Below are 26186 nucleotides of genomic sequence, written 5' to 3' on the forward strand. Positions count from 1 at the left end.
TATTATTTAGCTATATAAAACGAATTCATTGCTATTTTTAAACCACATATCAGCCATTAATTCCCTTGGTTTATTCGCTAGCATAGAGGTTTAAAATTATTATATGATTGATAAATGCTTTTTAATTTATCTTATATATCAAAAAATATAAGACCTAAAAAAAGTATGGCAATAAAAGGAATTTATTGACACTTAAAGCTTGATGGTGGGTTTTTGCCAGCGCTTTATATAATCGTAATTAACCATGGATGGGTAAGATTATGAGCATCAACGTGCTTAATCGGCGTGTACACACACTCACGCTATTGACGATGGCAGTCTCGTTGGGACTGTTTGGTTGTTCGGATAACGATAATTTTAATGGCAATATAGATAGCGACACTAGCGATAGTACCTATGCGGCTGATATTCAGCGCACTGAGTTTGGGATACCGCACATCACCGCTAAGAACTATAAAGGCTTGGGTTACGGCGTCGGCTATGCCTTTGCCGAAGATAATATCTGCTCACTGGCACGCGAAATCGTGATAGCGAAAGGTCAGAGTATGCGTTATTTGGGTGATAAAGGGGATGTTGATAGTGATGTCTTTTATACTTGGTATAATTCAGACGCTAAGCGTCAGCAATTTTTAGACGCGCAAGAGCCTGAGATTTTGGATGCGGTAGCAGGTTATGCCGCGGGTTATAGCCGCTATTTACGTGATAAAGGCGTCGACAATATCGATCCTGACTGTGTTGGCGCTGAATGGGTTCGCGAAATCACTACCGATGATTTGCTAGCGCTTTACGGTAAGGCTAATTTGCGCGGTGGTCTATCAAATTTTATTACGCCTATCGCCACTGCGACGCCGACTGTAGCAAACGGCATCATGGGCAGCTCTCGAATGCGTACGCTTTCTATAGAACCAGAGAACGATTTATCGTCAGAGTCTGCCGCTGATTTGGCCTCAGGTTTTGATTTTGATATGAAAACTATCAATGTGACTGATGGCGGCAGCAACGCCTATGCCTTTGGTAGCGAAGTCACTGGCACTAAGAGTGGTATCCTTTATGGCAATCCTCATGAGCCATGGGATGGTTTACAACGCTTTTATGAATTTCATGTGACGATGCCAGGCGAGCTTGACGTCATGGGAGCAGGACAGCAAGGACAGCCTTTCCCCAACATTGGCTTTAATAAAGACGTCGCTTGGAGTCATACGGTTTCTACCGCCAAACGTTTTACCCTTTATCAGCTCAGCCTAGTAGACGGCGACCCAATGAAGTACAACTATACCAATAGTGAAGGTGTGGTTGAGCAACGTGATATTAAAAAGGATGACGTCACCATCCAACTGCCCAATAATAAGACGCTAGTAAGATCGGTTTATTCTTCACATTTTGGTCCTATGATAGCCGTCAATCAAGTCAATGGCTTATTGCCAGCTTGGGGCGCGAACAATATCGCCTTTACCATCCGTGATGCTGCGGCCGAAAATGCCCGCTCACTGAACCAGTGGCGCAGCATGAATAAAGCCACCAGTGTCGAGGACTTAGTTGATAGAATGCAAGATCAGGTTGGACTAGGATTTGTTAATACCATTGCCACCGACCGCTATGGTAAAGCGCTTTATGCTGACATCTCGACCGTGCCACATGTCACCGCTCAAAAACTCACAAGTTGTACTGCTGGCAAGCCTTATTTACAAGCCATCGTAAGTTTTGGTCTACCAGCATTAGATGGTAGCAAAGCGGATTGTGAATGGGGTAATGATGCCGATTCGCCGCAAGCAGGTATTTTTGGACGCTCAAATCTGCCTTTCTTAATTCGTGATGACTATGTGCTTAACTCAAACGATACTTATTGGTTGAGTAATTTAGATGAGCCATTAACAGGATTTTCACCGCTGCTACGTCGTCGTTTAACGCTATTCCCTAGTGCAACTAGCCCAGAGGGCGTGCCACTTTCTTTGCGCACACGTATGGCATTTCAGCAGGTTTTAGACCGTCTTGATAACTCAGATAGCTTGGGTGGCAATACCTTTACCTTAGACAATATGCAAGACGTCGTTTATGGCAATCGTAGCGATGCTGCCGAGTTGGTTCTTGATGATGTTTTAGCAGATTGTAACGCAAACTCTATGTTGCCTCTGACAGGTGGCGGAACTATCGATGGCAAACAAGCCTGTAGCATCTTGAGTAATTGGGATCGTCGCAACAACATCGATAGCCGAGGCGCGCATGTGTTTAGAGAGTTTTGGGGCAAAGCTGGTTTTACCGAATATACAAATGATTCGTTTAAAGTACCCTTTAACGAGGCAGACCCTGTCAATACGCCGCGCGAGCTAAAAATAACCGCACAGACTCGCCAAGCCTTGGGCGATGCGATTGCCTATTTCCAAAATAAGGGCATTGCACTTGATGCAAGCTTGGGTGAACTACAATATGTACTAGATGCTGGCAAGAACAATCAGCGCATTCCTATGCATGGTGGTTATGGTAGCGAAGGTATCTTTAACGTTGCACGAGGTGCAGGAGTTAATGAGGCTGGAAACTATATTATTAATAATGGGCCAACTTATATGCAAACGGTGACTTTTGATGACAAAGGTCCTATCGTAGAGGCGCTGCTTGCCTATTCACAATCAGGAGATACTACGCGCCCTTACCATCGAGATCAGACTCGTCGTTACTCGAAAAAAGAGTGGATTCGCGTGCCTTTTAGCACTAGTGAAATTGCTGCGCAAGCCGTTGGTAATAAGCTTCAACTAAGGGAATAAAATTAGAGTCATTTTTGATATTAATAAAAAAGACTTTAGGTTAATCCTGGAGTCTTTTTTTATTCCAGATAACAATACAACTTTATGGGTATATACGAAAACTTGCCGTCCATGCCACTATAACCAATGATTTGTTATACTGCTTATCACCTATTTAGCGTTACTACTTAGCGTTAATATTTAGCATCGATATTTAACAGGACCATTTAGCTTACTTAATGAGCCATATAGCTTGTCTTAACGCAACTCAGAGCAACCTAATTTCTAGCAAAAATGTATTTAGAAAATCCCACTTAGCAAAGCAATTATCCGAATAAAAAAGCCATGCGCTCATCGCGTAAATAATGGCGATTTATACCGTCAAACCGAGGAATCTTGCATGTCAGAACCATCCGATCTCAATAGCGCCCAAAACCCTTCTTCGCTTACCAACGAGCAGCCTACAACAGCACGCCCTGTAGTTGAGACGCCCAATCCATATGCCAGTACCCGTGGTAGCATTACTAGTAAGCAGCTACCCGCATTCGACGAAGAGATTATTAATAAATACAATCGTTCAGGGCCACGCTATACCTCCTACCCGACCGCTTTAGAATTCTCACCGATGCCAGCAGGTCTTGAGACCAAAATTCTACAAGAGCGCGAAGCCCATGCACCTCTATCGCTCTATTTTCATATACCGTTTTGTCGCCACCTTTGCTATTACTGTGCTTGTAATAAAATTATTACCAAAAAAAATAGCGATGCCGGCGATTATCTAGAATATTTGATGGCGGAAATTAAGCACAAACGTAGCTTATTAAAAACACCAGCAGACGGTAAAAAACCACTGGTCAAACAGCTACATTTTGGTGGTGGTACGCCAACCTTTCTACAAGATAATGAGTTGATACAACTTTGGGAATTTTTACAGACCCAGTTTGAATTTCTGCCAGAAGACCAAGGCGATTACTCTATTGAAATCGACCCGCGCGAGCTGGGCCACGAGACATTAACAGTACTGCGCAACTTGGGTTTTAACCGCGTCAGTTTGGGCGTGCAAGACTTAGATGACAAAGTACAAATCGCGGTCAACCGCATAAATTCTGCCGAGCTCATTGAGAATGTGCTTTCTGAAGCGCGTAGATTGGGCTTCCATTCTACTAACGTTGATCTGATTTACGGCTTACCACATCAAACGCCAACGACCTTAGATAAAACAGTACGCCGCATTATCGAGATGGCACCCGACCGCTTATCGGTCTTTAATTATGCCCATCTGCCTGAGCGCTTTAAATCTCAACGCCAAATCAAAGAGGCAGATTTACCGACACCAGCTGCCAAACTTACGATGCTCGGTAATACCATCAATACCTTGAGCGAAGCTGGTTATCAATATATTGGTATCGACCATTTTGCCAAACCTGATGATGAGCTTGCTATCGCCCAGCGCGAAGGTAAGTTGCATCGTAATTTTCAGGGTTATACCATCATGGGCGATTGCGATTTATTAGGCTTTGGGGTGTCGTCAATCAGCCAAATCTCTAATGCCAATAGCAGCTATATCCTACAAAATCATACGGATTTGCAGGTATATAAAGAAAATGTTGATGCGGCTCGCGATAATCCAACCATCATGCCCGCGGTCAATGTCATTAAGACCTCGATTAAAGATCGTCTGCGTGAATACGTGATTATGAATTTATTGTGTCACGACTATATCGATTTCAGAGACGTCAATCAGAAGTTCGGTATCGATGCCATTACCTACTTTATTGAGGAAATTCAGCAACTGGGTCAAATGCAAGACGACCGCCTGATTGATATGGATGCTGCTGGTATTCGCGTCCTGCCAAAAGGTCGACTATTAGGTCGTAATGTCGCCATGGTGTTTGATGAGTATCTTGAGAAAAAACATAAAAATCGCTTTTCTAAAGTTATTTAAAGTGTATTGATTAAGCCATAGAAAATAAAAAAAGACCTCACGCGCGAGGTCTTTTTTATGGTTTGCAATCAATGGGACTTTTTTATAGTAAATGAATTTATGTTAAATCAGGCCGCTTTACTCTGTCGGCATCACAATATATAGTCGATTGGCATCTATTATCGTTTTTTCTTTATCGAGATATTTTTGTTCAACGCTACTTTTTGGATTGATTATATCTGTATCTGTCATCGCAAAATCATCATCGTTGAGCAAACCTAATGAGCCATCTTGCCGTAGCCACAAGCCTTCAAGTTTATCATGCGGATACTCTAAGCTCGCTAAGACATCGACGACCAAGGTTTTTTTAACGGGCGTGATGTTTATGTTTTCAAGCATTTGCCAGTTTTCTTCGTCAGTGGCAATCAACTGCTCAAGTGTTTGGCTATTAGTGGTCAAACCAAGCGTATCGTCCTGTTTAACACTTTCATCATTTAAAATAGTTTCAATATCTGTTGCTTGCGCGATATCTACTTTATAAATGAGTTTTTGTGCCGATTCATCTTGTAGCGGAAACTTACGATCATGTTCTATCAAATAAAACTTATGGTCACTAAGCGCCACGATGCCAGAAGTGACGTGCTGTGAATTATCCAATCGATATAAATACTGCGCTATTTGCCCCGAAAATAAATTAATCGTGACCATACGTACCAAACTAGAGATACGCCCTGACTTATCGGGATTGTCCATGGATGACTCCATGATACCGACCAGCGTGCTTTGGTCGGGCGTAATCGTTAACGCCTCCATACCGCGATTGGCACGGCGTTTGGTAAACTCTGTCGGTAACAAAAGTGTCTTACCATCAACCATCACATTATTACGCTCATCACTGGCAAAAGCATTGATACGCCCAATTTCTAACCCATTGGCATCATAATGCACAAGGTGCGGACCATATTCATCACTGATCCAAAAACTGCCATCTTTGAGCGCTGCCAACCCTTCAGGATCCAAACCATTAATATCGGTTTTGATAGGATTGTTCACTGCATCAAAAGGCAGGCTTGGATTGACCGTCATCGGCTGACCATTAACATCATAAGGTACTTCATTAGTGCCGCCAAAAGCCTTTGGGTTTGGTAAGCCGGAGATAGGATTGCCACTGCTATCTTTTAGAATTATTTCTTTTACTTTGATAATTTTGCCATCAGCTTGTAATTCAAACAGTCCAATAGATGGCGTATAGTTTGGTACGAGAAACTGCTTACCTTTACCATCAATCCCGTCAAAGTCGGCATTAGGACCACGATCGGTAAGGGCATAAAATTGATTAGCATTGGTTGGATGTGCCGCAGCATCTGAACCGTAGCCACCACCACGAATTTCTAACCTGCGCTCAGGATAAGCGGCATTGATATGCGTCGCATCAAGCACGGTATAAGGTAAGGGGCTACCTTGAGGAAATTCATTCATAGCAATAATTGCAGCATTTATATCTTGCGTGGTCATTATTATTTTCCTCATTTATTTATTTATTTTGATAGGCGTATTTTTATTATTAAATAAAAAAAATATCGCAGGCTAAAAAACTACTGAGATGATTATGTATAAATTAAAGTTAAAAAAATAGTCAGCACGTAAAACGCTCACTGACTATTTTTATAACAGATTTAAATACGCTTAAAACATGCTTAGTTAAACTTTAAGCTTATCACCTACCATGCCTTTGATTGTACTTAGAATGTCAGCGGGTAGTACCACCATTTTCGCGTTATCGGACTCCGCCAACTGGCGAATCGATTTGATATATTGCTCACCCAATAAGTAGACGATTGGCATCTCTTCCGTGCCCATTGCCGCTGTAATCAGACGAATAGACTCCTCTGAACCTTTCGCCAACACCACTTGCGCTTCAGCATCACGGCGTGACGCTTCTAAGCGACCATCGGCTTCTAAGATAGCGGCTTGCTTTTGCCCATCAGCACGGGTGACGGTGGCACGGCGTAGACGCTCTGCTGCTGCCTGCTCTTCCATCGACGCTTGCATGGTCTGCGAAGGGTTAATATCTTGGATTTCTACCGTTTTTAGGGTAATCCCCCAATCAGCGATATCCTCTGAGATGGCATATTTCAATTTGGTTTTGATTTCATCACGGCTCGACAAAGCGCTGTCTAAATCCATCTCACCAATGATTGAACGCAAAGATGTCTGTACCAAATTTCGAATACCGTACTCATAATCTTCGATACCATAAACCGCTTTATCAGGACGGACGATATTAATATAAGCAACGGCGTTGGCGATAATCACCACGTTGTCTCGCGTAATAACTTCTTGCGAGGGAATATCAAGCACGATATCTTTAGTCGTGACTTTATAAGCCACATTGTCGACATAAGGGATGATAAGGTTTAATCCAGGCTCTAGGGTTTGGCTATATTTACCGAGTCTCTGAACCACCCATTTATAGCCTTGTGGGACAATCCGTACGCCTTTAAATACTGTAAGTACGACCAGTATAACTAGAACCATCATAACAATACTAAAACTTCCCATATTCCACCCCTATTATTATATTTGACTGTTTTTATTCATCATTGCTTGTGACGTCATCGTACTGACAATCAGCTCATTGCCCACGATATCTGTTACCATCACTCTATCACCGACTGCCACTTGCTCTCCGCGCGTACGGCACATCCATTCGGCGGCACCAACAATAGGCACACTAAAGCGCACCATACCTGCTCTATCTGGCTGTGGTGCTAAGATAATCATACCGGTCTCACCGATAATCACACTACCTCCCAATCCTGCTTTAGTACGATCAACAGAAAGTGGCTTGATAAATTTGAACCATGCCAATAAAAATATAGCTGAAAGTATCAACCAAATAATGATTTGTACGGATACAGAGATAGGTATCAACCATGAGAGGGCGGCAATAATAATAGCCGCGGCCCCAAACCAAAGGCTGGCAAACGTCGGCACAAACATCTCGACGATTAGCAACAAAAAGCCTAATACCAGCCAGTGCCAAGGTTCAAGCATCCAAAGCATCTCCATTATTGTTATATTCCCTATTCTTGCCAAACTAGCTTTCAATGTAGCACATTTTGTTATCAAACAACGCCTTAAAAGTTATACGCATAAAAAAACGGCCACCGAAGTGATCGTTTTATTTATTCAACTGATTTAACTTTGCAAATAGTAAAGCTAAAAACCTAGACTTATACTAGAATTTGTAATGTGCACCAACAGTTAATAGCGCAATATCTTCAGCAACATAATCATATTCAGCTTCAATGCTCATGTTAGGATTAAAGTTATAACCTAGACCGATACCACCAGCAAGACCGCTATCGCTATCACTATCGCTAATAGAGCCTCCTAAAACGTTGCTTGCAGAAACATCAAGCTCAGCTTTAGCAAACCCTATTTTACCTTTGGCATATAGACCGGTATTAGGGAATTGATAACGGTAAGTACCGTAGGCGCCATAAGTTTTAAGATTATATTCAGCATTAACGCCTATAACACCCGTATCAACATCAGTGTCACTAGAGCCTACATACTCAATTTCAGCACCAAAGTTAGGATCAAAGTTATAACCCGCATAGATACCGTAAGCAGTAGGATCATCTAGACCATCAGTATCTACCAGAAACTTACCAGCTTTAACACCAACATAAGGCTGACCTGCATAATTAACTGCTGCTTGTGCACTTACAGTCAGTAAAGAACCAACTACTAGTGCGCTCAAAGCTTTTTGTAAAGTATTCATATATTTCCCCGTTAAATAAAACTAAAATCCAATTTGGATGAATATTATAAACCATACAAATTAGTTCAACTATTGTTGGACGCGAAATATTAACAGAATAACTTTCGTAATACTTATTTTTTAATGACGCTTAAATCACTTTTTCTTTTGCCATAAAAAAACGACCACCGACGTGATCGTTTTTTATTTTAATTAGTATCTAAGTCTTTAGTGACTAAGTTTCTACTAATTATAGAACTTAAACTTAAATTTCAATTAATTAGAATTTAAGTTGTGCACCAACGGTCATAAGGTCAGCATCACTACCTAATTTGTCATATTCAGCTTCAACGCTGAAGTTAGGGTTTACTGAATATCCAAGACCTATACCACCAGCTAGACTAGTATCACTCTGAGAGATTGACTTTCTCTCAGCATCTTTAACTAGATAGTTACCTTCAATTTCAGTTTTCGCCACACCTAACTTACCTTTGGCATATAGACCAGTGTTAGGGAACTGATAGCGATAAGTACCGTATGCGCCATAAGATTTAGCGTCGATGTCACCGTTATAGTAATCAGCGTCATCTGAACCTACGTATTCAGCTTCGATACCGAAGTTAGGATCAAAGTTGTAACCACCGTATACGCCATAAGCAGTTGGCTTATCAGCACCGTCTACGTCTAAGTCAAACTGGCCAACTTTTACGCCGACGTATGGTTGTCCAGTATAGCCGTTACCATAAGATACGGCTGCTTGTGCACCCATGCTTAGTAAAGAACCAGCTGCTAGTGCAAGTAGTGTTTTTTGTAGTGTTTTCATGTGTAGCTCCTTAAAAATTAATTGGTACAAACAAGTTATTTATTTATGTGGGCTTTTCGCCATATCGCCTTGTTTGCTAACGATGTATACATAGTAACAAACTATGTCAAAAACTCTGTCAGTGTTTAATGGTAAGAAAGTTAACTTTTGCAAGTGTTTGTCAGCCTTCGGGTTACAAAGGGCACTATATGAAATCTTTTGTTACAACCACCGGTTTTGAGTAATACTTCCTACTCATTAGCTTTAACAGACTTTGTAAAATAAAAGAACGCATCTCGAAAGATGCGTTCTTTATTATAAAATCAACTATCAAATAAACATTGATTTAAGCAATCATATTACTTTTTATCTTCGTCAACTTCAGTGAACTCAGCATCAACCACATCGTCGTCTGCTTGATTGCTTTCGCTTGCATTATCCGCACCTTGTTGGAACTGGTTTGGATCCATACCTTCAGCGCTAGCGCCTGCATCCGCATAAATCTTCTGGCTAACTGGCAAGAAGGCATTGTCTAATGCTTCAAGCTTGGCTTTGATGTCGTCGTGGTCGTCTTCTTTAGCAGCTGCTTCAAGCTCAGAGATAGCCGTCTCTACTGATGATTTTTCATCGTCAGATACTTTATCTGCGGCTTCTTTTAACGCTTTTTGTACCGCATGGATACGACCATCTGCTTCGTTACGCACTTGCGCAAGGTTAGCAAACTTTTCATCTTCAGCGGCATTGGCCTCAGCATCACGTACCATTTGTTCAACTTCTTCGTCCGACAAACCAGAATCCGCTTTAATCTGGATACTTTGTGCTTTACCTGTACCTTTGTCAGTCGCTGAAATATTCATGATACCGTCAGCGTTGATGTCAAAGGTAACTTCGATTTGTGGCAGACCACGTGGTGCTGGTGGAATATCCGTCAAATCAAAACGACCAAGCTGTTTATTTTGGTTAGCGATTTTACGCTCACCTTGATAAACCTGAATCGTTACGGCTGGCTGGTTGTCTTCTGCCGTTGAGAATACCTGTGATTTCTTGGTAGGAATCATGGTGTTTTTCTCAATAACTGGCGTCATAACACCACCCATTGTTTCGATACCTAGCGTCAATGGCGTCACATCAAGCAATAGCACGTCGGTTTTGTCACCAGATAATACTGCACCTTGAATCGCAGCACCAGCGGCAACCGCTTCATCAGGGTTGACATCTTTACGTGGCTCTTGACCAAAGAACTCTTGTACTTTTTGCTGTACTAGAGGCATACGAGTCTGACCACCAACTAAAATGACATCATCGATATCGCCGATTTTTAGACCAGCATCTTCGAGAGCAATCTTACAAGGACCCATTGTACGTTGTACTAACTCTTCGGTTAAGCTTTCAAGTTTTGAGCGACTAATAGTCACTACTAAATGCTTAGGACCACTGCTATCAGCAGTAATATACGGCAAGTTTACTTCAGTGCTTTGGGCGCTTGATAGCTCAATTTTTGCTTTCTCTGCAGCTTCTTTTAGACGCTGCATCGCAAGAGAGTCACCTTTTAAGTTAACGTCTTGGTCTTTTTTGAATTCGCTTACTAAAAAGTCAATCAACGCTGAGTCAAAATCTTCACCACCAAGGAATGTATCACCATTGGTCGCAAGTACTTCAAACTGCTGCTCGCCATCAACGTCAGCGATTTCGATGATTGATACGTCAAAAGTACCACCACCCAGGTCATAAACAGCAACAGTGCTATCGCCTTGCTTTTTATCCATACCATAAGCAAGTGCTGCAGCGGTTGGCTCGTTAATAATACGTTTTACATCAAGACCGGCAATTTTACCCGCATCTTTCGTTGCTTGACGCTGTGAGTCATTAAAGTAAGCAGGTACGGTTACGACTGCTTCAGTCACCGCTTCACCAAGATAGTCTTCTGCTGTTTTTTTCATTTTTTTCAAGATTTCAGCAGAAACTTGTGGTGGCGCTAATTTCTTACCGTTGATTTCTACCCATGCATCACCGTTATCGGCTTTGGCGATTTTATAAGGCACCATGCCGATGTCTTTTTGTACGACTTTGTCATCAAAACGACGACCAATCAAACGTTTAATAGCAAATAGCGTGTTGTTTGGGTTGGTTACCGCTTGACGCTTCGCTGACTGACCAACAAGGATCTCGTCATCTTTATAAGCGACAATCGATGGCGTGGTACGAGTACCTTCAGCGTTTTCGATGATTTTAACTTTGTCACCTTCCATCACTGCCACACATGAGTTCGTTGTACCTAAATCAATACCAATTACTTTACCCATAATTAATTACTCCTAATGTATTTTTAAATAAAAATATCTATATCATCAGACCCTAGACTATGAAAACTATCGACATCTAGTCGGTCACTTGTTGCTTTATATCGGTTTGAGGCTTCGTTTTTTCAAGTCAATCCACAGCTAAATATTGCCTTTTGTGTGATTTTTTGTGTAAAACCTTATTAATAACAAGGTTTAGCACAGTTAAAGACTTATTTTTTAAATACTAACCTCGTCAATTTTAGACTTTGAATACTATTGTCCAACGCGTACCATTGCAGGGCGCAATAGACGACCATTTAAGCTATAGCCTTTTTGCAACACTGTACCGACAGTATCAGCTGGTGCTTCGGCATCGATACCGACCGCTTCATGTAAATCAGCGTTGAATTTCTCGCCTTGTGGGTCAACCATTTCGACACCGTTCTTATTTAATACGTCCAATAACGCTTTGTGCGTCAATCTTACCCCTTCGGTGACAGGGTCATCGGCATGGGCACTTTCGATAGCGCGTTCTAAATTATCGAGCACTTCTAACAGCTCTTTGGCAAATTTCTGTAAGGCAAAACGCTTACTCTTATCCGCTTCTTGTTCCATACGTTTTTGCGCGTTGTAAGTTTCGGCATTGGCACGCGCGGTATGCTCTTTAGCTTGTTTCACTTCACCTTCTAATTCGGCGATACGAGCTTTAAACGCGTCTAAATCAATATCGTTTTCAATCGTGCTCTCTGCGCCTGAGTTATTTTTTGGATCAAACTCCTGCAACGTTTCATTCAAAATACTGTCATCGTGTTCCACATTATCGTGTGAGACATTGTCATGTTGCATATTTTTCTCATTAGATTCGTGGTTATTATTCTGCTCGCTCATGATAGCTCCTTAATAGGGATATAATTATTAATGGGGTTGTTAACTTAATAATGCTGGATTAAAAAACACAATAAACCGGCTAATGGCTAGCCAAACTGTGTTTTTCTCCATTGCTTACTTAATAGATTTATCGGCTTTTAATAATCATCTGGCCGTTATCACTCACTTTTTTATAAATCACGGATTTTTAGCAATCGCTTTCTTAACCTCTTCTGATAGCTGCTTGATAAAGGTGATGGGGGCAAATTTCAAGCCTAAACTGAGGAATTTTTCTTGATATTGATGAATATCAGCATAATAGCAGGCTACATTTCTCAAAATAGCATTATTAAGTTTACGCAGGTTGTCAATAAGTAGTTAATTTAACTAACAAAACCTACAAAAAAGTGGCAGTTATTCCAAATAACTTACTATTAACGTTCAAACTATTACCAAATAACACTCAACTTTATTTCTGCATATTTTATGATTACTATAAATATTATTTAGCGTTTATAGGAGGTGTTATGCCTTATCCAAATACATTATCAGTCAACACCTTACTTAATAAAGCAGTGAGAACACTGAACTTACCTACTGTTGTGGGCCAAGAAAAGCTTGCAAGTTTGGGGCAAGAAAAGTCCGTAAGCTCATTTGATGACGTGTCAAATAACGCGGCAAACCATAATGAATTAAATAATTTACAAACGGAAACTGCAGCCAGTGCTGAATCTAAGCCATTACCTATTAGAGACAAAATCCTTCATCACAACTTAATGACGACGTATCAGCCGCATCTATTGCATTATGCGATGAAAGGTATCGGCTGCTTACCAGAGGCAGTATTAGAAAGCCTAGTCGGTTATTTACATGGATCGACCGCCAAGCAATATGAGCATGTCGATGCGCATCTGCGCTTAATACTTGCGGTTAATAGCAAGCTGAAAACTCCGTTACAACTTGCAGAAATGGTCGAGCTGCGTAAACGATTTGCTGCTGACGCCGTTGCGATGCAAGCGCCAAAAGCATGGCAACAAGCGAGCTCTACTCTATTTAGCAGTATAAAACCCTTTGCTACAAAGGATGTAAATTCTGTCAATTGGCAAGACAAAACTATTACTAATGCCGATGATGACGATATGACTATTCGTTGCTATCAAAAGCAAGCAAGCGCCTCGGGCTTTAGTTTTAAGAAGAAAGCCAAACGCAATCCTGACCAAACCGTGATGTTGTTTTTTCATGGCGGTGGATTTTGTATCGGTGATGTCGACACTCATCATGAATTTTGCCATACCGTCTGTGAGCAAACAGGCTGGCCGGTCGTCAGTGTTGATTATCGTTTGGCACCTGAATTTCCTGCACCGACAGCGTTAAGAGATTGCATTGCCGCTTATGGATGGTTGGCTGAAAACTGTCAAACGCTTGGCGCCTTGCCTTCGCGTATCTTATTGGCAGGTGATAGTGCGGGCGGCGGATTATCGACCATGGTTGCCCAACAAGTCATCAGCCCGACTGCAGAAGCGTGGCATGACTTGGGTGCTGATGGTCAAAAAACTTTTGAGCTATTGCAGCGCCTGCCAAATCCAATGGCGCAAATGCCTTTATACCCTGTGACCGATATCGAAAATGACTATCCAAGTTGGGAGTTATATGGCGAAGGTTTATTATTAGACCACGCCGATGTGGCAGTATTCGATGCTGCGTGTTTGGAAAACAGTCCGCTACCACGCCAGCATATCCTGACTTCACCTATGCTCGGTGACAATAGCCAAGTCTGCCCTACCTATGTCGTTGCGGCAGAATTAGACGTCTTGCGTGATGAAGCTTTTGCCTATGCTAAGCAGTTAGAGAGCTATGGTGTCGCTGTTCAAACTTATACAGTCTATGGCGCGCCGCATGGTTTTATCCACTTTATGAGTGTGCATCAAAGGCTTGGAGAAGAAGTTCATTATATTATCGATGATTTTGCCAGCTTTGTACGTGAGGTTATCAGCACACAAGCATTATTAGCAGCATGATTAACTAAATAATAGCCATGAGTGATTGCTAAACATGGTTTAAAGTTAAGTTTGGTGGGCAGTTGAACAGGATAGAAAATAGAAAAATCAATTATGAATGGGCTGATTGCTATCAAACTGACTATTATGAGTCAGCTTTACCGATCAAAGTAATTAGCCAAATCTCAGAACGTGACCCTAAACGAAACGGTATACCCCAAAACCCATAACCTGAAGACACTACAAAGTGGCCTGTACCGATTTCTTCATAGCCATAACCTAAACGATTAATAGCATTGACGATAAAATTGGCCGGAAAAATTTGACCATTATGGGTATGTCCAGAAACCTGTAAGTCTATTGGTAACTGGCTATGTGCCATAATATCGCTCGGTCTGTGGTCTAACAGAATGACTGGCTCAGTCGTATTAACTTGAGCTAGCAGCTCGGTTGTCGCTACACGCTGGCGTTTATGATTATCAAAACGTCCTAGCAGCCAAATAGATTGGCCTTGATGCGACAGGCAAGTCACATCATCGTTGAGCAACTGCACGCCAGCATCTTGTAAAGCCTGACTAATCGGCTGCTCGTAACCGTATAAATCATGATTGCCTAATGTCGCATAGATGCCGTACGGTAAGCTGTTGATCAGTTTTGCTAAATTCTCTGCCATATTATAATCAGTGAATGCTTGCGTGTTGTCATCCATAATATCACCCGGCATCAGTAATATATTGGCTTGATGACGATTGATAAGAGCGTGCAATCTTGCAATAGCTTTATTGCCAAATAAGCGCCCCAAATGCAAATCACTGGCTACCGCAATACGCAGCGGATGGTTAAGTGGTTTATTAATCTTAATAGATAGCTTGCGCACCACTGGCACATAAGCGCTATATAAACTATAAATAAATAGCCCTATAAAAAATAGCAGCGCAAAAATTCGTAAACCAATAGCGAAGATTTCTGAATCATAAACTACATTGCTAGATACTTCACTTAAAAGCCAGAGCCCTGCATACAACAGACTGGTTGATAGAGCAGTCAGTATCATAAAATGCATCACCAACATCCAAGCGCTTATCCAGCGATAACTATTAGCAAATAACTTTATGACGGTAAGCAGCAACAGGATATTGGTAATCGCAAAAACTATTATCCATGGAACGGTGTGTAATGCAGGATGGCTCCAAGGCTGTAGCCACCATTCTAAACTCAGTGCCGCACCGAAACTAAATAGTTGTAGCAGCACAATAATGGTAATAATAAATGCATAGCGCATAACCAATCCTAGCAGTGCTATATGATGTTAATTAGTGATAGATAGCGCTTGTACTTTTAAATTAGCACTCTCTTAGTAGCTTTTTTTCTAATTACTGTGCTGCTTATTTTGCCGCCTATTTTGTAGACTGTAAGGTAATCATCCATATCTCAGAACGCGTACCCAATCTAAAAGGCACCGCACCAATACCATAACCTGAAGTCACCAAAAACTGCGTACCTTCTAGTTTCTTGGCACCATAAACCAGTGGCGTAAACCATTTTAGCAATATTGTTAAAGGAAATATCTGCCCGCCATGCGTATGCCCTGATAAATGTAAATCAATAGGCAAGCCTTTTATTTGTGCTAAATCGGCAGGGCTATGCTCTAAAAATATCACCGGTTTATCAGCCCTCACTTCACCAAGTAAATCTGTCGCGGCAGGGCGTGCAGGATCTGTTTCATCCGAACGACCGATTAATAACACCGAACTATCCAACCAGACACTTTTATTATCAATCAACTGAATACCGGCTCGTTCAACGGCTTTGGCAATGGCGACTTCATTACCAGAATAATCATGATTGCCCAAAGTGGCATAAACACCTAGCGGCGCTGTTAATTTTGATAAATGCTCATGCATATTGGTATCGTCATAAGCATCAGTGGAATCATTCATGACATCGCCTGCAATCACCACTACATCTGGACTTTGGGCATCAATTAACTTGACCATCTTATCTATCTGCCGATTGCCAAACCATCTGCCTAAATGCGTGTCAGATACCAAAGCAATTTGCAGCGGTTGCTTAAGCGGTTTATCTGTCGTTACTTGCAGTCGATGCACAACAGGTGAATAGGCATTAAATACTGCTACACCCACAATACCAACATAAACCACAGCAGTAACGGTTCTAATGAGCATTGGATGATATTTTTGCTTAAGGATATAAACATAAACCAAGGTAATGGCAGCGGTTATTAAAACTGCATAGAACATAAAACCTTGCAAAATGCTGACAACTAAATAGACATGAAAACGCTCGTGCCAAAACTCACTCAATCCGTAGAGCAGAAAAGCATTATTGATAATAAAAACGCTTAAGACTAAGCCGAATTTGACCAAGCGCCGTTTTGGTTTGATAAACCAGTACAATATCACGCTACTCACCATCGCGAGCAGCTGGGTAATTATAATAAAAGTCCACATAATAAAATAGAATCAACCAAAGACGGGCTTATAGTACGTCAATATTCTTACCTGTTGTAGACAGCATAATTATTTATTGAAACTTGATAAAAGCTATAAAAGAATATGGTCAAATTTTTTTCGTTTTAGGAAGTGGATTGTTTCATGTGAAACAATCGATTAGATAAGTTTATACTTGCTGCTCTAACGCTTGCTTAAGGGTTGGCTGTTTAAACTCAAAGCCCGCATCTAGTAATGCTTGTGGCAACACCTTTTGCCCATCAATCAGCAAGGTCGACATCTCGCCAAACATCAGCTTTAATAAAAATGTTGGTAAAGTAAAAAACGTCGGACGATGTAACCAAGCGCCAAGCGTCTTAGTAAAAGTATGATTGGGCACAGAATTAGGCGCGGTTAAATTATAAACCACGGCTGGTGTATCATTTGCTGTTTTCAAAATATTGCCAGTATTATTTAAATGAGCTTGCTGCTGACCAGTAAGATGCTGCTCGATAATAAATATCGCGGCCCTTACCCAATCTTCACGACTAATCCAACTCATAATTTGCTTGCCATCAGCCAATTGACCGCCAACACCCATCTTAAACGGTGTTAATAATTTGCTAACCATCCCGCCTTCAGGATGGATAACGACACCGGTACGTACGATGGCCACAGGAACGCCATAATCGGTGGCTTTCAATGCCAACTGTTCCCAAGCATCACATAATTTATGCGAAAAATCAGTGTTAAAATCACTGCTCTCAGTTAAAGGTTTATCGCCTTGTACGCCATACCAACCAATTGCTGAACCGCTAACCAGCAGTTTAGGCTTAGTGCTACTACGTGCCATAAAAGCAAGTAGCGCCTCAGTAGGCTTTACACGGCTGGCAAGCAGTTGCTCTTTACGCTCATCACTCCAACGCTTATCCGCAATGCCAGCGCCTGCTAGATTCAAAATAACATCAAAACTCTGATTCGATTTCGCTAGCTCATCATAAGTTATCATCTTAATATCGACAGGGTGCGCTTGGCTACTATCACGCGTCAGCCACGTAACCTGCACCTCTTTATGATCTTTTTGATAACGCTTGATAAGTGCTTCACTAAACGCGCTACCTAAAAATCCTGAGCCGCCACTGATTAGAATATTCATTATTATTTATCCTTATATATTCATCTTAAATTTTTATCAGTGTGACAAAAAACCTCCTACAAAAACAAGAGGTTAATTGTAGGTCTAAGGCTTAAAGCAGGAATAAGTATAAATATAAAGATTTAATGATATCAGCGGTTTAAGTAGTCAGTGATAAATAGGCAAAAAATAAGGTAACTTACCAATAGTTAGCGACTATTATAAAAAATCGTTAAGTTTTGAATGGCTGCTAACGAATCACGTGACCTGTTAAGGCATCGCTGATTTGGCTAGGCAATAGATAGCCAAGCGTCTCGCCTTTTAAATAGCCGACTTGTTCGTTTCTACTCATATTAGCTGAGGGTTTGAAATCGATTTTTTGATGAGGATTGATACTATTATCAGCGCTTAGAAAATAAGCCTGCGCTTCTGCTAATGACAAAGCAGGCGGCTGACCAGAAGGGTTACAGCTGGTCGAGACGACAAAACCATAAGGGTTGCGGACAGAAACCACTTGTTGACACAACTTCTGTACCAAAGGATGGTCGATAACTCGCACCGCCACACTATTATGAGCGCCGGTTATCCATGCGGGAATAGCAACAGGCAAGTTTGGCGCTAAAGGCAACAACCAAGTATGCGCCTGCTTAGTACTATCATTAGCATTAGAGTCGTTATGCCAGCTGTCTAATACTAACTGGCGTTGCTCATCACTTAGATAATCTAGCAATGATGTCAGTCGGCTGGCGCTATCGGTGACCACTATCATGCCCTTCTCTAGCGGTCGTTGCTTGATTGTCAAAAGCTGCTGTACCGCTTGTTTATTAAATGGATCACAGCCGATACCCCAGACGCTTTCGGTTGGATAAGCAAGCAGATGTCTGCCTTGAAGCCAAAGCGCAGCTTCAATGACAGAATCGGTAATGAGTGGTTTAGATGTAGACATAGCTGAAGGAGGAGAAAAGGGTGAGAGGATATAATACAACTTTAATGATAGGCAAAATAGTATGTTTAAAAATTTCTCAAAATCGCGTTAAGCTTAAAAAAGTTACACGCGCAAATAACGCCCACCTTGCATACTGATAACCCCTAACAATTCAAGCTCCATAAGCTGCCCAATCAGTTGCGGTGGCGTCAGGTTAGTAGTGCCTAATAATGCATCCAAATCTTGCCCCTGCCAGTCAAGCTGCTCATAAACCTGCGTTAAATGCTCAGGGATAACGATAGCATTGGAAGAAGATTTAATATTAGACTGCGGCGACTGACCAATAGTTGCGATAGAATTTCTGTCTTTATTTAGAGTATGAGAGATTTGGCTAATATTTTTTTGAGTACTATTTTCTTGAGGGCTACTAGCTTCTGCATTGTCCGATGACTTGTAGCCATGGCTTTGATAGCCCAATTGACTATTGATATCTTCGAGGACTTGCTGCGGATGATAAATCAAAGTTGCGCCCTCACGTATCAAGTGATGACAGCCTTCGGCATTACTATTATCGATATGACTTGGAATTGCAAAGACTTGCTTACCTTGCTCAGAGGTTAGGCGCGCAGTAATAAGCGAGCCACTTTGGATAGTCGCTTCGGTGACAATGGTCGCTAGACTGAGTCCTGCAACTAGGCGATTACGGCGCGGAAAGGTATGCTTATGTGGCAGTGTATGTGGTAACAACTCGCTAATAATACAGCCACCTTGCTCAATAATTTGACTAAATAATTTATCATGATGATTAGGGTAATTGACATCAATTCCTGTACCCATCACACCAACTGTACGACCTTGATACTCCGCATCAACTTGGGCCAAAGCGCCTAGGTGTGCGCGCTTATCGACACCCATAGCAAGGCCGCTAGTGATAATATAACCAGCTTGCGCTAAATATTGCGCCATATCAAAGGTGATTTTTTGTGCGTGGGCAGTAGGTTTACGGCTACCAACGATGGCGATTTGCGCTTGCTGCAAACGCGCTTTATCGCCGCGATAAAATAATAAGGGCGGTGGGTCATAGATTTGCGAGAGTTGCGCAGGATAATCGGGCTGATTTGCAAATAGCAGACCGTATTTGTTATCTAGCAATGCCTGTTGGATACTATCTATAGTGGCTTGCGTTTGCTCTGGATTTTCATGACGTTTGATATGCGTACTATGAATACCAAGCTGCCGCCACGCTTCTACTTTCGCACCCCAAGCAAGCTCTGCATTACCAAAAGAGGTGATAAGCTTATGATACGCCGATAATGACGCATTCACTTCAGTCCACAGCGCTAATACTGCTCGCTGCTCAGCGGATAAAAGAGAAGTGACTGCAGTCATAATCATCTAGCTCATCTAGTCTAAATTAGAGTGTGCATCTCAAAAATAAGCATTGCACTCATTATAGGTACGGTGGTGGTAATAACTGATCACCTACGTTAAGTGGTAGCTCAGAATCAAGCACATAAGCATAGCTGATATTGTCAAAGGTATTAAACACCATCACCATACCAGTTGGCTCGCTTGGCAAACGTACTGGCGTATCGTTATCCTTGATATCACGTATGACTGCGCCTTTTTGATAAACGGTCAATACATCACCAGGTTTAGCTCCATGTGTGCTACCTAAATTGATAGCAACCACACTACCTTTAGCGGCTGAACTGATAGAATCCATGACGCGGACAATCATACCGCCACGGTTGACGACAGCAGGCGCTGGATAAAATACTGGCGGGATAGAATTGTTTAATTCTACAAAAACGCGGTCACCTTCACGGACTTCTTTGCCATAACTGTCAATAAGCTGCAAGCTCGTGACACCGTTGGTTTCTGTAGAGGTGACCAAACCAGTAGCAACTTGGGTGACTTCTAGACCAATGATGTTTTGTGTTTTAGGGTCAACATACCTCTCGCCTTCACGGTAAACACCATAGCGCTGTCCAACGATAAGTGGTACGCCTTTGGCATAGACTTTATCGCCGCTCGCGGTAATTAGATTGCCTTTTTTCGAGGCTAAGATATATGGAGTGGTATTAAAATCTGCTGGATTAACAATGATGGTCTTATCGAGCCAATGCTGAATCGCAGACCATGGAATAGGTGGAATGCTATTAGCGGTCGACGTGACTGAAAGTGTGCTAGACACTACATTACCCGTTAACTGTTTCTCAACGCCCGCACAACCCTCACCTGTATCAACACCAATCAAAGTTTTACCTTTAATCACGCATAAGATAAGAATGTCGTTAGGGTAAATAAGGTTAGGGTTTTTGATTTGCTTATTGGTCGCCCAAATCTCTTTCCAGCGCCATGGGCTGTCTAAGTAACGCCCTGAGATATCCCATAAAGTATCGCCTTTTTTGACGATATAGCGATTGGGCGCATCCGCTTTAATGGTCGGCGGTGGATTATTAGCATGGGCAGTGGTCATCAGCATTGCACCACTAAATGTCGTCACCAATAGTGCTTTTACTATCTTTTCTAAGCTCATCTTCATTGTTATATCCACAATATGTACCGCTATTAATGCCATAGTTAGGGATATCTAAGTTTATTTTTTACGTCTATGGCTTATTTCTAATTAATAAGTATCAGAAAACATAAATGTAAAAGACTTAAAATACCGCTATCATAATGTCTATAAAGCAGCTATTCAGTATTATTAACTGATGTGATTGACGGGTTTGATTGCTAAAAAAGCGTCTAGCTTAATGATGACCTGCCGACGCTGTTTCTAATATTACAATTATATCTACCATAACACAATCATAAACACTTTATTACAATAGCGTAACCTTCAATTGGATATTAATTTCAACGAATATTCGATATATATGGTCTGACTACACTGGATTTGGCGTAACATGTTGGCGTATTTGCTCAGCGACCAATTCGGCATTATTATCTAATACCACTACGTGCTGCGGTAAATCCTCTAAGCCTTCGGTATGGGTTGGGCGGGCGATTTCTATTTGACCAATAGCCTCAACGATAGTATCCGCAAACTTAACTGGCAATGCCGTTTCTGCACAGACAATCACCTCGCCCTCGCGCTGCAATTCTTTAGCGACTTTAATACCATCAGCAGTGTGAGGATCGACTAGCTCACCATGCTGCTCATAAAGCGCTTTAATGGTTTGCAGGCGGTCACTATGGGTCGATTTACCCGCCGCAAAACCATAACGTGTATTAACCGCTTGCATCAAATCAGACAAGTCAAAACCTTGACCGGATTTCACTCCTTCAAATAACTCATGAACACGCGCGCTGTCTTTATCTAATAAGAGATAGACAAAACGCTCAAAGTTAGAGGCTTTAGAGATATCCATTGAAGGACTTGAAGTGATATAAGTTTTGGCAGTCGGACGCGGCTGATAAGCACCTTGATTAAAGAAGTCATTGAGCACGTCGTTCTCATTGGTCGCGACGATTAAACGCTCAACTGGCAGCCCCATTTCACGGGCGATATGACCGGCACAAATATTACCAAAGTTACCTGATGGTACACTAAAGCTAACTTTTTCATCATTATTCGTAGTAACGGCAAAATAGGCTTTAAAGTAGTAAACAATCTGCGCTAGGATACGACCCCAGTTAATCGAGTTGACCGTACCTAAGTTATAAGCGGCTTTAAATTCTGCATCTTGCTGTAATGCTTTGACGATATCTTGGCAATCATCAAACATACCATCGATGGCGATATTATGGATATTTTTATCAGTCAGGCTATACATTTGCGCGCGCTGGAATTCGCTCATTTTGCCATGCGGTGACAACATAAAGACTTCGATATTTTCTTTACCGCGCAGTGCATATTCCGCCGCACTACCCGTGTCACCACTGGTGGCACCAATGATCGTTATACGCGCGTCTTTTCTTTTCAGCACGTATTCAAAGGCGTTACCTAAGAATTGCATCGCAACATCTTTAAAGGCTAGCGTTGGACCATTCGACAAGCCTAAAATATACAAACCATCTTCAAGCTTGCGGACAGGAACAATCTCATCAGAACCAAATACCTCAGAGGTATAAGTGCGCTCAATAATATCCTGTAAATCAGTCGCAGGAATATCAGTGGCAAAACGCTGCATAATCGCCATTGCCAACTGTGGGTAGCTAAGCGCGCGCCATTCCGTAAGCGTCGCACTATCAATATTCGGATAGTGCTCAGGCAACATCAAACCACCGTCTGGTGCAAGACCCATTAATAACACATCACTAAAATCCATCGGCGTTGTCTGACCACGGGTACTGATATATTTCATTAGATTGTCCTGTCTACAATGAGATGATTAATTAAAACAGTTTATTCAGCAGTTTTTTGCAGCAAGGCATAATAAAAGCCATCGCCGCTTTCGCTATCTATTGGTAAGCACTGGCGACCAATCGCTTGTTCTATACCCCAATTGCAATCGTCGCTAAATTCAACGGCTACTACATTATTATAGTAAGTCATAAAATCCTGCATCTGCTCGACGTTCTCTTGCTTCAAGATAGAACAAGTGACATACAATAAATAACCACCAACTTTAAGTTGTGGCCAAAGGTTATGCAAGATATCAGCTTGTAACAATGCCGTTTGCTCGACGTCTTCTTCGGTACGCAAGATACTGATATCAGGATGACGACGAATCACACCAGTCGCCGTACAAGGTGAGTCTAATAATATAGCGTCAAATACGAGTTTGCTCTTTTTCTTGCCAGCCCCTTGCCATGTCGTCGCGTCAGCACAGACAATATTGAGCTCAATATTTTTCTCAGCTTGCTGCAAGTCATGCTGACTTAAGTTTAGGCGCTGTAAATTAGTATGAATACGCTCGATACGTGGCGCTTCATTATCTATCGCAGTCAGCTTTACTTTCGAAATCACAGTCGACGTTTCAGCATTGTCTTGTTTCACGTGAAACAACGGAGACTCATTTGAGCTGATTAATTCTAACCAATGAGCTAATTTACCACCCGGCGCGGCACAAGCATCTAAAATGCGGATCTCGTTGTTATTCGTGTCTGTATCGCCGTCTGCATCATCGTTTTTAACACTCAGCTTATTAAGTAGCGCACTACGGATAAGCGGCGCTGCAAGCTGGGCATGCATGTCTTGTACGCTAGCCGCCCCTTCAGCGAATTGCGGTAAGGCATTGACTGCGGTACTTTGATATAATCTTAACCCTTTGGTTAATATGCTATTAGCTGTGACTGTATCAGATGAGTTGGATAAATTAAAGCCACTTGTTAGCTCAACCAAATCCGCCTCAACTTCAGCTTCTACTAGTGCTTGCTGATAATCCTCTACCGAGGTAACCGCTGTATTCACGCGCAAAAACATAGGTGCAGGTTGACGTAGACCCTGCATCAGATCGTCATACTGCTCACTCCAATCTTGCTTAAGCTGATAGGCAAGCCAATTCGGTAAGCTGTGCTTTTTATCACACTTCTTACGGAACTTACTTGGGTTCTTAGCCACTTTACGCAAGATGGCATTAATTAAACCCGTCGCATGCGCAAACTCAATTTCTTTCGCTGCTTCAACCGTTTCGTGAATTGCCGCATGATCAGCCACTTGCAAATAGAGCAGCTGCGTCAAACCTACTTGAATAGTCGTACGCACTTCTTTTTCATCAATCGGGTTATCAGCCAGACTATCGAGTAAGCGCTCAAGGGCATACCATTGGCGCAACGTTGTGAGCAATAACGCATGAGCAAAACCTTTATCCCCATCATGCAAACTGTTTAATAGCGGATCAAGGACGCTCGCTAGCGACTGACCATTCTGAATCGCCAGTAAAGTGCGAATGACGCGAACGCGGACGCTACCATTCATGATAAGGTTGCTTGACGGTTTAAGCTTATTGTTTCTTGGCGCAGTACTGGTTTGTCTCATTAAATTGAATTTCCTTGACGCCTAATAGTTAGCGTCTTGTGCGATTTGGATTGTGTGTAGTTAGATTAAATTATTTCGTTTCTTTACTGAACTGGTCGCCATCATTGAGCTGATTTCCATGGCAAATTTGTTCGGCGCTCACCGGCTTGCTACCTGAAAACTGTAGCTGAGTAATAGCTAAAGTAGTAGCTTGTTGATCATGATTACTTTCTTTGCCACAAGCTACTAAAATCGCCTTGCGTCCAACGCTTATAACCGTGCCTGCTGGTTTATCGGTTAGCTGCGATGCATTCACAGGCAAGCTGGCTAAAATCTTGACACGCTGTCCTACCAAAAAAGTATAAGTACCAGGCCAAGGGGTTAAGCCACGAATTTGTCGTTCAATTTCAGTAGCTGATTGTGTCCAGTCAATTTCGCCTTCAGTTTTGACCAGTTTTTCAGCATAATTGGCTTGGCTGTCATCTTGTACTATAGCCTGAGCTTGATAATATGGTAAATCTTTTAGCACAGTAATAATGGCGGTCGCACCAAGCTCAGCGATTTTATCATGTAGGCTGGCAGCCGTATCATCAGACTCAATAGGTGCGCTGACTTTATAAAGCATGTCACCAGTATCGAGTCCTTTATCCATCTGCATAATAGTAATGCCAGTCTCACTATCACCTGCCAGTAATGCGCGGTGAATAGGTGCCGCACCGCGCCAGCGTGGTAATAAGGAAGCATGAATATTCAGGCAACCATAAGTAGGTGTGGTTAATACGCCAATCGGTAAAATAAGCCCATAAGCAGCAACAATCATCATATCTGGCTGATAACTACGCAGGGTCTCGCGCGCCGCCAACCCTTCTATGCTAGATTTTTTAAAGGTAGCAGGTTGTTCCACTACAATATCATTTGCCAATGCCACTTGCTTGATCGCCGACGCGGCCAGCTTTTGCCCGCGACCTGCCTTACGGTCAGGCTGCGTATAAACGGCAACGATATCTATATTAAGCGCTGATTGCTGCTTGATAAGCGCTTCAAGGCTAACAGCAGCAAACTCAGGCGTTCCAGCAAAGACCACTCTGAGTGGCTTAGCGACAGCCGGCACTGCGATTACGGCGCTTTGCTGAGGTTGAGTGGCGTCAGTAGATACATCAGTTTGTGCAGCAAGTGTGGTCATAGTCAGGCATTATTTATGGTTAATTTGCCTATTATAGGTGAGTTTGTGGTGTTGTGCCATGATTGTAATAGCAGCAATCATGCGCTACTAATGAGGCGTTTTATCTCTATAATAGTAAGTAAGCTCAGCTATTTATCTATCACATAAAGTATAGCCAGAAAATCTGTCAGATTTATCATTATTTTACGACGCGCTATCACACC

The 26186-nt window shown here is 42.0% G+C and carries 19 protein-coding genes; 3 read left to right on the forward strand and 16 right to left on the reverse strand.

All coding sequences use genetic code 11. The annotated features are described in order from the left end of the window. Positions 1-260: 260 nt before the first annotated feature. Positions 261-2759 (forward strand): penicillin acylase family protein, encoded by a 2499-nt coding sequence (locus tag JMX13_RS08545; protein WP_201612101.1) that lies wholly within the window; start codon positions 261-263, stop codon positions 2757-2759. A gap of 379 nt (positions 2760-3138) precedes the next feature. Further along, positions 3139-4683 (forward strand): oxygen-independent coproporphyrinogen III oxidase, encoded by a 1545-nt coding sequence (hemN, locus tag JMX13_RS08550; RefSeq protein ID WP_201612102.1) that lies wholly within the window; start codon positions 3139-3141, stop codon positions 4681-4683. 117 nt (positions 4684-4800) lie between these two features. Here the strand turns inward: hemN and JMX13_RS08555 are convergent, their stop codons facing one another. The 7 genes from JMX13_RS08555 to grpE all read right to left on the reverse strand — a co-directional run bounded on the left by JMX13_RS08555 (position 4801) and on the right by grpE (position 12403). After that, a complete protein-coding gene (locus JMX13_RS08555; RefSeq protein WP_201612103.1) occupies positions 4801-6177 on the reverse strand; it encodes an esterase-like activity of phytase family protein in 1377 nt (458 codons plus the stop codon). Between the two features lie 186 nt (positions 6178-6363). After that, the gene (locus JMX13_RS08560) at positions 6364-7224 is read right to left on the reverse strand and encodes an SPFH domain-containing protein (RefSeq protein ID WP_201612104.1); all 861 of its coding nucleotides are present in this window, start codon (positions 7222-7224) and stop codon (positions 6364-6366) included. Positions 7225-7239: 15 nt separating this feature from the next. After that, positions 7240-7719 carry an NfeD family protein gene (locus JMX13_RS08565; RefSeq protein WP_201612105.1) on the reverse strand — a complete coding sequence of 160 codons (480 nt, stop codon included), beginning with the start codon at positions 7717-7719 and terminating at the stop codon, positions 7240-7242. A gap of 184 nt (positions 7720-7903) precedes the next feature. Beyond that, positions 7904-8452, reverse strand: a complete 549-nt coding sequence (locus tag JMX13_RS08570) for a porin family protein (RefSeq protein ID WP_201612106.1) — start codon at positions 8450-8452, stop codon at positions 7904-7906. A gap of 259 nt (positions 8453-8711) precedes the next feature. Next, positions 8712-9254 carry a porin family protein gene (locus tag JMX13_RS08575; RefSeq protein WP_201545041.1) on the reverse strand — a complete coding sequence of 181 codons (543 nt, stop codon included), beginning with the start codon at positions 9252-9254 and terminating at the stop codon, positions 8712-8714. 338 nt (positions 9255-9592) lie between these two features. Continuing rightward, positions 9593-11536 (reverse strand): molecular chaperone DnaK, encoded by a 1944-nt coding sequence (gene dnaK, locus JMX13_RS08580; RefSeq protein ID WP_201545044.1) that lies wholly within the window; start codon positions 11534-11536, stop codon positions 9593-9595. Positions 11537-11788: 252 nt separating this feature from the next. Further along, complete coding sequence (gene grpE / locus JMX13_RS08585) at positions 11789-12403, reverse strand: nucleotide exchange factor GrpE (protein WP_201612107.1); 615 nt, start codon at positions 12401-12403, stop codon at positions 11789-11791. A 506-nt stretch (positions 12404-12909) separates the two neighbouring features. Between grpE and JMX13_RS08590 the strand changes: the two genes are divergently transcribed. Further along, positions 12910-14400: an alpha/beta hydrolase gene (locus tag JMX13_RS08590; RefSeq protein WP_201612108.1), complete on the forward strand. Its 1491-nt coding sequence runs from the start codon at positions 12910-12912 to the stop codon at positions 14398-14400. A gap of 124 nt (positions 14401-14524) precedes the next feature. On the opposite strand, the gene JMX13_RS08595 is transcribed toward JMX13_RS08590, so the two are convergent. From JMX13_RS08595 to fmt, 9 genes are all read right to left on the reverse strand, one after another. After that, positions 14525-15661 (reverse strand): metallophosphoesterase, encoded by a 1137-nt coding sequence (locus JMX13_RS08595; RefSeq protein ID WP_201612109.1) that lies wholly within the window; start codon positions 15659-15661, stop codon positions 14525-14527. Positions 15662-15776: 115 nt separating this feature from the next. After that, complete coding sequence (locus JMX13_RS08600; protein ID WP_201612110.1) at positions 15777-16850, reverse strand: metallophosphoesterase; 1074 nt, start codon at positions 16848-16850, stop codon at positions 15777-15779. 169 nt (positions 16851-17019) lie between these two features. Further along, positions 17020-17985: an epimerase gene (locus JMX13_RS08605; RefSeq protein WP_201612111.1), complete on the reverse strand. Its 966-nt coding sequence runs from the start codon at positions 17983-17985 to the stop codon at positions 17020-17022. A gap of 229 nt (positions 17986-18214) precedes the next feature. After that, positions 18215-18910: an L-threonylcarbamoyladenylate synthase gene (locus JMX13_RS08610; protein WP_201612112.1), complete on the reverse strand. Its 696-nt coding sequence runs from the start codon at positions 18908-18910 to the stop codon at positions 18215-18217. A 102-nt stretch (positions 18911-19012) separates the two neighbouring features. After that, complete coding sequence (dprA, locus tag JMX13_RS08615; RefSeq protein ID WP_201612113.1) at positions 19013-20278, reverse strand: DNA-processing protein DprA; 1266 nt, start codon at positions 20276-20278, stop codon at positions 19013-19015. 61 nt (positions 20279-20339) lie between these two features. Continuing rightward, positions 20340-21437, reverse strand: a complete 1098-nt coding sequence (locus JMX13_RS08620) for a LysM peptidoglycan-binding domain-containing protein (protein WP_227686267.1) — start codon at positions 21435-21437, stop codon at positions 20340-20342. A gap of 346 nt (positions 21438-21783) precedes the next feature. Beyond that, positions 21784-23205 carry a threonine synthase gene (gene thrC, locus JMX13_RS08625; protein WP_201612115.1) on the reverse strand — a complete coding sequence of 474 codons (1422 nt, stop codon included), beginning with the start codon at positions 23203-23205 and terminating at the stop codon, positions 21784-21786. A gap of 41 nt (positions 23206-23246) precedes the next feature. Further along, positions 23247-24821, reverse strand: a complete 1575-nt coding sequence (locus JMX13_RS08630; RefSeq protein WP_201612116.1) for a transcription antitermination factor NusB — start codon at positions 24819-24821, stop codon at positions 23247-23249. 70 nt (positions 24822-24891) lie between these two features. Beyond that, complete coding sequence (fmt, locus tag JMX13_RS08635; protein WP_201612117.1) at positions 24892-25983, reverse strand: methionyl-tRNA formyltransferase; 1092 nt, start codon at positions 25981-25983, stop codon at positions 24892-24894. Between the last annotated feature and the right edge of the window lie 203 nt (positions 25984-26186).

The organism is Psychrobacter immobilis (assembly GCF_904846285.1).
GTDB lineage: Bacteria > Pseudomonadota > Gammaproteobacteria > Pseudomonadales > Moraxellaceae > Psychrobacter > Psychrobacter immobilis_D.

Bases quoted from the DNA above. Each gene is read 5' to 3' on its own strand.
- dnaK (WP_201545044.1), bottom strand. From the start codon at position 11,536: ATGGGTAAAGTAATTGGTATTGATTTAGGTACAACGAACTCATGTGTG.
- JMX13_RS08610 (WP_201612112.1), bottom strand. From the start codon at position 18,910: ATGTCTACATCTAAACCACTCATTACCGATTCTGTCATTGAAGCTGCG.
- fmt (WP_201612117.1), bottom strand. From the start codon at position 25,983: ATGACCACACTTGCTGCACAAACTGATGTATCTACTGACGCCACTCAA.
- JMX13_RS08590 (WP_201612108.1), top strand. From the start codon at position 12,910: ATGCCTTATCCAAATACATTATCAGTCAACACCTTACTTAATAAAGCA.
- JMX13_RS08620 (WP_227686267.1), bottom strand. From the start codon at position 21,437: ATGAAGATGAGCTTAGAAAAGATAGTAAAAGCACTATTGGTGACGACA.
- hemN (WP_201612102.1), top strand. From the start codon at position 3,139: ATGTCAGAACCATCCGATCTCAATAGCGCCCAAAACCCTTCTTCGCTT.
- JMX13_RS08605 (WP_201612111.1), bottom strand. From the start codon at position 17,985: ATGAATATTCTAATCAGTGGCGGCTCAGGATTTTTAGGTAGCGCGTTT.
- JMX13_RS08575 (WP_201545041.1), bottom strand. From the start codon at position 9,254: ATGAAAACACTACAAAAAACACTACTTGCACTAGCAGCTGGTTCTTTA.
- JMX13_RS08565 (WP_201612105.1), bottom strand. From the start codon at position 7,719: ATGCTTGAACCTTGGCACTGGCTGGTATTAGGCTTTTTGTTGCTAATC.
- thrC (WP_201612115.1), bottom strand. From the start codon at position 23,205: ATGAAATATATCAGTACCCGTGGTCAGACAACGCCGATGGATTTTAGT.
- JMX13_RS08560 (WP_201612104.1), bottom strand. From the start codon at position 7,224: ATGGGAAGTTTTAGTATTGTTATGATGGTTCTAGTTATACTGGTCGTA.
- JMX13_RS08595 (WP_201612109.1), bottom strand. From the start codon at position 15,661: ATGCGCTATGCATTTATTATTACCATTATTGTGCTGCTACAACTATTT.
- JMX13_RS08545 (WP_201612101.1), top strand. From the start codon at position 261: ATGAGCATCAACGTGCTTAATCGGCGTGTACACACACTCACGCTATTG.
- grpE (WP_201612107.1), bottom strand. From the start codon at position 12,403: ATGAGCGAGCAGAATAATAACCACGAATCTAATGAGAAAAATATGCAA.
- JMX13_RS08555 (WP_201612103.1), bottom strand. From the start codon at position 6,177: ATGACCACGCAAGATATAAATGCTGCAATTATTGCTATGAATGAATTT.
- JMX13_RS08630 (WP_201612116.1), bottom strand. From the start codon at position 24,821: ATGAGACAAACCAGTACTGCGCCAAGAAACAATAAGCTTAAACCGTCA.
- dprA (WP_201612113.1), bottom strand. From the start codon at position 20,278: ATGACTGCAGTCACTTCTCTTTTATCCGCTGAGCAGCGAGCAGTATTA.
- JMX13_RS08600 (WP_201612110.1), bottom strand. From the start codon at position 16,850: ATGTGGACTTTTATTATAATTACCCAGCTGCTCGCGATGGTGAGTAGC.
- JMX13_RS08570 (WP_201612106.1), bottom strand. From the start codon at position 8,452: ATGAATACTTTACAAAAAGCTTTGAGCGCACTAGTAGTTGGTTCTTTA.